Annotated in this window: 4 protein-coding genes and 1 pseudogene; all 5 read left to right on the top strand. The window is 69.3% G+C overall.

Going from position 1 to position 6,486, the window contains the following annotated elements; genetic code table 11:
• Positions 1–851 (top strand): annotated as a pseudogene (locus ACSHXC_RS43420) (hypothetical protein); the annotation flags it as partial.
• 2 nt (positions 852–853) lie between these two features.
• Complete coding sequence (locus ACSHXC_RS43415; RefSeq protein ID WP_438297938.1) at positions 854–2,296, top strand: SCO6880 family protein; 1,443 nt, start codon at positions 854–856, stop codon at positions 2,294–2,296.
• A gap of 16 nt (positions 2,297–2,312) precedes the next feature.
• On the top strand, positions 2,313–3,851 hold the full coding sequence (locus ACSHXC_RS43410) for an ATP-binding protein (RefSeq protein WP_438297936.1): 1,539 nt from the start codon (positions 2,313–2,315) through the stop codon (positions 3,849–3,851).
• A complete protein-coding gene (locus tag ACSHXC_RS43405) occupies positions 3,848–5,605 on the top strand; it encodes a type IV secretory system conjugative DNA transfer family protein (protein ID WP_438297934.1) in 1,758 nt (585 codons plus the stop codon). The genes ACSHXC_RS43410 and ACSHXC_RS43405 overlap by 4 nt, the downstream gene beginning before the upstream one ends.
• Positions 5,602–6,201 carry a DUF4913 domain-containing protein gene (locus ACSHXC_RS43400; protein ID WP_438297932.1) on the top strand — a complete coding sequence of 200 codons (600 nt, stop codon included), beginning with the start codon at positions 5,602–5,604 and terminating at the stop codon, positions 6,199–6,201. Before ACSHXC_RS43405 ends, ACSHXC_RS43400 begins: the two co-directional genes overlap by 4 nt.
• Positions 6,202–6,486: the final 285 nt, after the last annotated feature.

Raw genomic sequence — 6,486 nt, 5'->3', positions numbered from 1 at the left:
AGGGCGCCAACGTGCCGGACCGCATCGTGAAAATCCTGATCCCAGCGGCCATCGAGAACCCCATGGGCGTATTGGTCATCGCCCTGACCGTGCTGGCCGTCGGCGGCATCCAACTGGTCATGCTGTTTCTTCGCCAGGCGTCCATTCCGATTCAGGCTTTGTTGTTGCCGATCGCGGGGGCCGGGCAGTTGGGCGGCGAGAGCTCGCGTCAGTGGCTGCCCCGGCTGTTCACCGCCATCATGGTGGTGATCATCTACAAGCCCATGGCGGCGTTGATCATGGCCGTGGGGTTCACGGAGATGGCCAACGGCTCGGGCATCGTCGACTTCATCCGTGGCGTGGTGACCCTCGCCCTGTCCGTCATCGCCCTCAAATCCCTCCTCGCCCTTTTCGCGCCGCTGGGCATGTCGATGGGCAACGCCGTGTCGTCGGGCGGAGGTTTCGCCGGGGCGCTGTCCCTGGCCGGGAGCGCGCTGGGCGCATCGCTCGGCAGCCGCGGCGGGGGCGGTGGCTCCTCGACGTCGGCCGCCGACCACGCCAAGCACATGGATCGCAACGGCCCGGGCGGGGGCGCGCCTCAGGCTCCGTCGCCCTCCCCGCAGGACGGGAGCAGCGCGATTCAGCAGCAGTCCGGCAACATCCCCCCGCAGCCCAGTTCCAACCCCGAGTCCGATACAGCGGCCCCGCAGGCCACCGAGACCGCAGCACAGACAGCAGCGGCCGGCGCGCAGTCCACGGCCACCACTGCGGCCAAGACAGCGGGCGGGCCGGTCTCCATCGCCCTGGTCGCCGCAGAAACCGGCCAGGCGGCCATCAACAAGGCGGGTAACACCGTCGGCGGAAAGGAGTAGGCATGGCCACCACCGAGCAGCCCCTGTACGGGGGTTGGCGGCGCTCGCGCACGATGGGCATCGCCTCCCTGAACACCTCTCAGACGATCATCGTCGTCGGTGCCATGCTCATCCCCATCATGGTCGTGGCGTTCGGCGCCAGTCCCTCCACCCTCCTGGTGACGGCGCCCATCGCGCTCGTCGTCATCGTCCTCGCGGTGTGGCAGCGTCACGGCATGCCGCTGATGTCGTACGTCGTCGGCCGCATCCGCTGGCAGCTGGCCCACCTGCGCGGAGAGACCTCCTACCGCTCGGTGTTCCTGCCCTCCCCGGAAGCGCTCGACCTGCCAGGCATGGCCGCCCCCACCCGCCTCATCCGTGCCGAAGCGGCCGACGGGCGCGGCCCGGTAGGGCTGGTCTGGAACCAGCGGACCGGCGACATGACGGCCACGTTGCTGCTGTCGCCGTCCGGGTCGCTGCTGGCCTCCACCTCCACCGTCCTGTCCAACGTGAGCTCGTGGGGTGATGCGCTCGCCCGGCTCGCCGATGAGGACTCCGTGATGGCGGCCTCCGTAACCCTTCAGATCACCCCGTCATCCGGTGCCGCACTGTCCGATCACGTCGCCGAGCGCGTCGACACGGCGGCGCCGCGTCTCGCCAAAGACGTGGTCGGCGAGCTGGTCGGCCGGGCCCCCCGGGCCAGTGCCCAACTCGCGGCCTGGATGTCGCTGGTGATCGCCCCGTCCCGCACCGCCGAGAAGCCGGACAACCCGGCTGAGGCGGCCGCCGTCACGCTCGGAGCCCTGGACTCCATGGACCTGACCGGAGCGGGCGCAGACATCCTGCGGCGCGCGACAGACAGCGACATCAAACGCCTGGTGCGCGGGGCCTACAACCCCGCCGACATGGACGCCCCGACCGCCCACATCGAGGATCTGGTCTGGCACGAGACGGGCCCGGTCTCCGCTGAGGACGACTGGACCGTCTACCGGCACGACGGCGCATTCTCGACGTCCTACGTGCTGCGCGAGGCTCCCCGCCGGTCCGTGCCCTATGACGTGCTCCTCAAACTCCTTGCGGCCGGCACCTACGCCCGGCGCGTCACCCTCGCCTACCGGGTGCTGTCCACCGAGGAAGCGGCCGCGGTGGTCGAGCGTGAGGTGAACGCGAACGACGCGCGCGCCGAGTACCGGGCGCGCACCCGCCGTTCGACGACCCGACGTGAGCGGGTCGACGCCGAGCACGCCGACCGCACCGCGATGGAGGAAGCGGTGGGCGCGGGCATGGTCCAGTGGTCGATCTACGTCACGACCACCGTGGACCGCGCCGAGGATCTCCCTGCCGCGCGGCGGGAGGTCGAAAAGGCGGCCAAGACCTCCGGCAGCCTGCGCTTCAGGCCCGCATTCGGGGCGCAGGCGGCCGCGCTCGTCGTGGGCCTGCCGCTCGGCATCACCCCCCTGCTGTGACAGAAAGGCGCTGACCGTGGCACGCAACACCGCTGCACGCACGCTCAAGCCGTCCCGGCGTTCACTAGACGCCGGGACGGCCGCCGCTGAGACTACCGACAATCAATGGCGCCTCAACCCGAAGGTCATCGCGAGCCGTTGGGGATGGCCGGGAGTGGGCCGGGGCCGGGCCGCCAACCTCGACGCCGGCGCCGTCTATCTCGGCTCCACCACACAGGTGGCCGGGCTGTTCCCGTTCGTCCTCGGCGCCGGTCTGCCCCCTGAAGGGGTGCCCATCGGCCCTGACCTGCTCACCCACGAATTGGTCTGTTTCGATCCGGCGGGCTGGATCGGCAGTTTGCTCACCAACCCGGGTGTCTGGATCATGGCTCAGCCCGGAGTCGGAAAGTCGGCGATCGCCAAACGGATCGTCACCGTCTACACCGGATACGGCCACAAAGCCGTCGTCCCGGGCGACGTCAAGGGCGAGTACAGCCAGTTGGTGCGCGAGCTCGGCGGCCAGGTCGTCCGCATCGGCCGGGGACTCGACAAGTTGAACCCGCTCGACTCCGGCCCGCTGCGCAAGGTCCTGCCCACCCTTCCCGCTGGCCGTCAGGAAGCCCTGTTGGGCGAGATCAACGGGCGCCGCTCCGAACTCCTGTATGCCCTGCTGGCCACTCAAGTCGGGCTCGGGCGCAGGCCGTCGGCGACTGAGCGCAACGTGATCGAGCACGCCATCAGATTGGTGACGGCCCACCTGACCGGGGTGGACCCCGTCATCCCCGACATCGTCAAGGTGCTGCGGGACGGCCCGCGCGAGCTGCTCTCACAGCTGATGGTCGACACCGAAGAGGACTACCGGCAGCTGGTCCGTGAGGTCACCCTCGCCATGGAAAATCTGTGTGACGGGCCGTTGGCCGGATTGTTCGACGGGCCGACGACACAGCCGCTGGATCTCCATGCCCCGGCGCTGAGCGTGGACCTGTCCACGCTCCTGACCGCCGGGGACGACGTGGTGTCGGCCGGGCTGCTGGCGACCTGGGCCTACGCGTACTCCGCGATCGACTCCGCGCGGGCCGTCGGGCTGATGGACAGTCCGCTGACCATGGTCCTGGATGAGATGTGGCGGGCGCTGCGGGCCGGGCCCGGGATGGTGGCCGCGTTCGACGCCATGACCCGTTTGAACAGGTCGAAGCGGGAAGTGTCGTTGTTCATCACGCACTCGCTCGATGACCTCGCCGCGCTGCCCACGGCAGAGGACCGGGCCAAGGCGCGCGGCATGATCGACCGGTGTGACTCCATGATTCTGGGCGCGCTGTCGACCGCCGAACTGGAGCGGGTCTCTGACCAACGGCCCCTGACCGATGCGGAAATCAACCTGATCGCGTCGTGGTCGTCGTCGGCCGGTACCGGCCTGGACGGCACCAAGCAGATCCACCCCGGCCGGGGCAAGTACATGATCCGGCTGGGCACGCGGCCCGGCACCCCGGTCCGCCTCGAACTCACCGAGACAGAACACCGCCTGTACAAAACCGATCCGGCCCTGTCCAAGAGGGCGGAAGGGACAGCGGCATGAACGAGTCCAGCACAGCAGGGGCCGGGGCAGGGACCGGAACACCCCTGGCCATCCTCGGCGCCATCGTCGGCGCCTTCACTTTGTGGACCGGCGCCTACCTGGGTGGAACCCTCGGGGTCCTGGTCGCCGGGGGCGGCTGGGCCCCGCCCCCCTTCGCCATCAAGTCGGCGGCACACCTGGTCAGCGGCGGGCCCGGCCAGTTGTGGCCGGGCCACTCGACGGCGGCCGCAGTGGGCATCGTCGTGCTCCTGGTGCTCGTCGTCGCCGCCCTCGCGGTGGGCGGCTGGCTGATCTGGCAGCGGTTCTTCTCGCACCGCTCGGGCCTGGCCTCGGTGCGCGAGCTGGCGCCGCTCGGCCCCAAGGCCATGACGGAGCGGGCCCGTGCGCTGCGGCCGTCTCTCAAGGGTGTCGAGAACATCGCCCCGGACGCGACCGGGGTTCTGCTCGGCAACCTCGACGCCACGCGCGGCCCGGAGTTGAGGGCAAGCTGGGAAGACGTGGCCCTGGCCGTGATGGCGCCCCGTTCGGGCAAGTCCACGTCTCTGGCCGCACCTGCGGTGCTGCGGGCCCCGGGCGCGGTGTTCCTGACCTCCAACAAGCCGGATGTTTTCGGGGTTACCAAAAGGCGCCGGTCCAAGGTGGGGACGGTGTGGCTGTTCGACCCGCAGTCCATCACCCACTCCGACCGGGCACTGTGGTGGGACATGCTCGCCTCGGCCCGCACCATCGAGGGCGCGGGCCGCCTCGCCTCCCATTTCATCGCGGCGACCACCGACGAAAAGAGCCGCGGGGACTTCTGGATGTCGGCGGCCAAGAACCTACTTACCGCGCTGTTCCATGCGGCCGCCGTCTCCGGCGGCTCGGTCTCGGACGTGCTGGCCTGGCTCGCGACGCCCTCGGACCGCGACCCGGTACAGGCGTTGAAGGCGGCGGGCAAGGAGGCGTTGGCGCAGCAACTCGCCTCGACGGTGGCGGGCGCGTCCGACACCCGCGACGGCATTTACGAGACGGCCCGCCAGTGCGTGGCCTGCCTCCTCGACCCTGAGATCCTGGCGTGGGTGACCCCGGACCCGGCGAAGAAGGAGTTCCGGCCCGCCGATTTCGTGCACACCCGCGACACCCTGTATCTGCTGTCGAAGGATGGCGGTGGCTCGGCGGCCGGTGTCATCGCGTCGGCTGCCGACGCAGTACTGAGGGCCGCTCTCGCGGCCGCCGAGCGGGCCGGGGGACGCCTGGATGCGCCGCTGGTCGCGGTGCTCGACGAAGCGGCGAACGTGTGCAGGATTGAGGATCTGCCCGACCTCTACTCCCACCTCGGCTCGCGCGGCATTCCGCTGCTGACGATCCTCCAGTCCTACCGCCAGGGCGTGCGGGTCTGGGGGGAGGCCGGCATGGATTCCCTGTGGTCCGCAGCCACCGTCAAGGTGCTGGGTTCGGGCTTGGATGATGCCGAGTTCGCGGAAAAGGTGTCCCGCCTCATCGGCGAACACAAGGTCGCTGAGACCTCGGTCTCCCATGGCTCGACGGGCCGCAGCGTCTCCACCTCGCGGCGCCGTGAGCGTGTCATGGAAGCGGCCGAAATCCGGGCACTGCCCAAGGGCCGGGCCCTCCTGCTGGCGACCGGCGTACGTGTCGGCATGATCCGCCTGCGGCCCTGGTACCTGGAAGCGGATGCGGACGCCCTGGCCGCCGACTCAAAGGCCGAGATCGCGGACATCGCGGACCGCGCCACAAAGAAGGTGATCGCGGCATGAGCGAGGAAACACCGAGCCTCGACGGGCTCTCCGAGGATCTGGAAGACCTGCGCGCGATCGTCACCGGGTTCGCTAGTCAGTTGGAGCACAACACCAACGTCATCACCCAACTCGCAACGAACGGCGGCCAGGCGCAGGACGGCGAACCGAAGGAGAAGGAGAAGGAGAAGGAAGAGGAGAAGCCGAAGACTCCGCCGTTCATTCTGCGGCTCAGCAATCCCGAGTTCGCGCGCGAGCTGGCGGCCCTGGACGTGTGGGTGCGAACGGTCTTGGTCCCGACGTACCTCGATGAGGTCTCCTCGGCGGCGCCGTGGTGCCCAACCTGGTGGGAACACGATGGTGCCTACGCCCGGCTGCATGCCTGCTGGCTGGCCTGGCAGGCGCTGACGGACCCGGCCGTCTGCGGGCACACCGGGCCATCGGTGTGGCATAGGGACCATCTCGACCCGATGCTGTCCCAACTCCGGTCACCGAGCGGTCCGTTCGCGGGCTGCATGACCAATCCGGACCGGGTACGGCACAGCATCCCGGCCGCTCCGCCGGTCGTTGCGGTGCCCTACGTGCCGCCTCCGGCGGACAGCACGACGGTTATCTAGGGGGCGAATTGAGTGTCAGGCAAGTCAGGGAAGGTGCCTGGGGAGCCCGTGCCTGACAGATATCCGAGGGGTCGGCAGGCATGTACGTCATGTTCGTGACGTACGGCCTGGCTCCCAACTTCCTTTCGTGCGAAAAGAAGTTGGGGTGCCTCGTTTCGCCCCGATTTGTGACCTCGTTCCGATCGGAACGAGGTCACAAATCGGGCACCGCCGTCCGGTCGCGGCCAGGGCTCGGCGGCACTACTCCCCGGGCCTCCCCGCTGTTGCTGCTGCTTTCCAGTGCGG

The sequence above is a fragment of the Streptomyces sp. HUAS TT7 genome, from assembly GCF_051550175.1.
Lineage (GTDB): Bacteria > Actinomycetota > Actinomycetes > Streptomycetales > Streptomycetaceae > Streptomyces.
Note: the sequence above shows the minus strand (reverse complement) of the source record. Positions and strands in the feature narration are given on the sequence as shown.

Excerpts from the sequence above, each read along its gene's own strand:
- ACSHXC_RS43415 (WP_438297938.1), top strand. The coding sequence starts at position 854 with ATGGCCACCACCGAGCAGCCCCTGTACGGGGGTTGGCGGCGCTCGCGC.
- ACSHXC_RS43405 (WP_438297934.1), top strand. The coding sequence starts at position 3,848 with ATGAACGAGTCCAGCACAGCAGGGGCCGGGGCAGGGACCGGAACACCC.
- ACSHXC_RS43400 (WP_438297932.1), top strand. The coding sequence starts at position 5,602 with ATGAGCGAGGAAACACCGAGCCTCGACGGGCTCTCCGAGGATCTGGAA.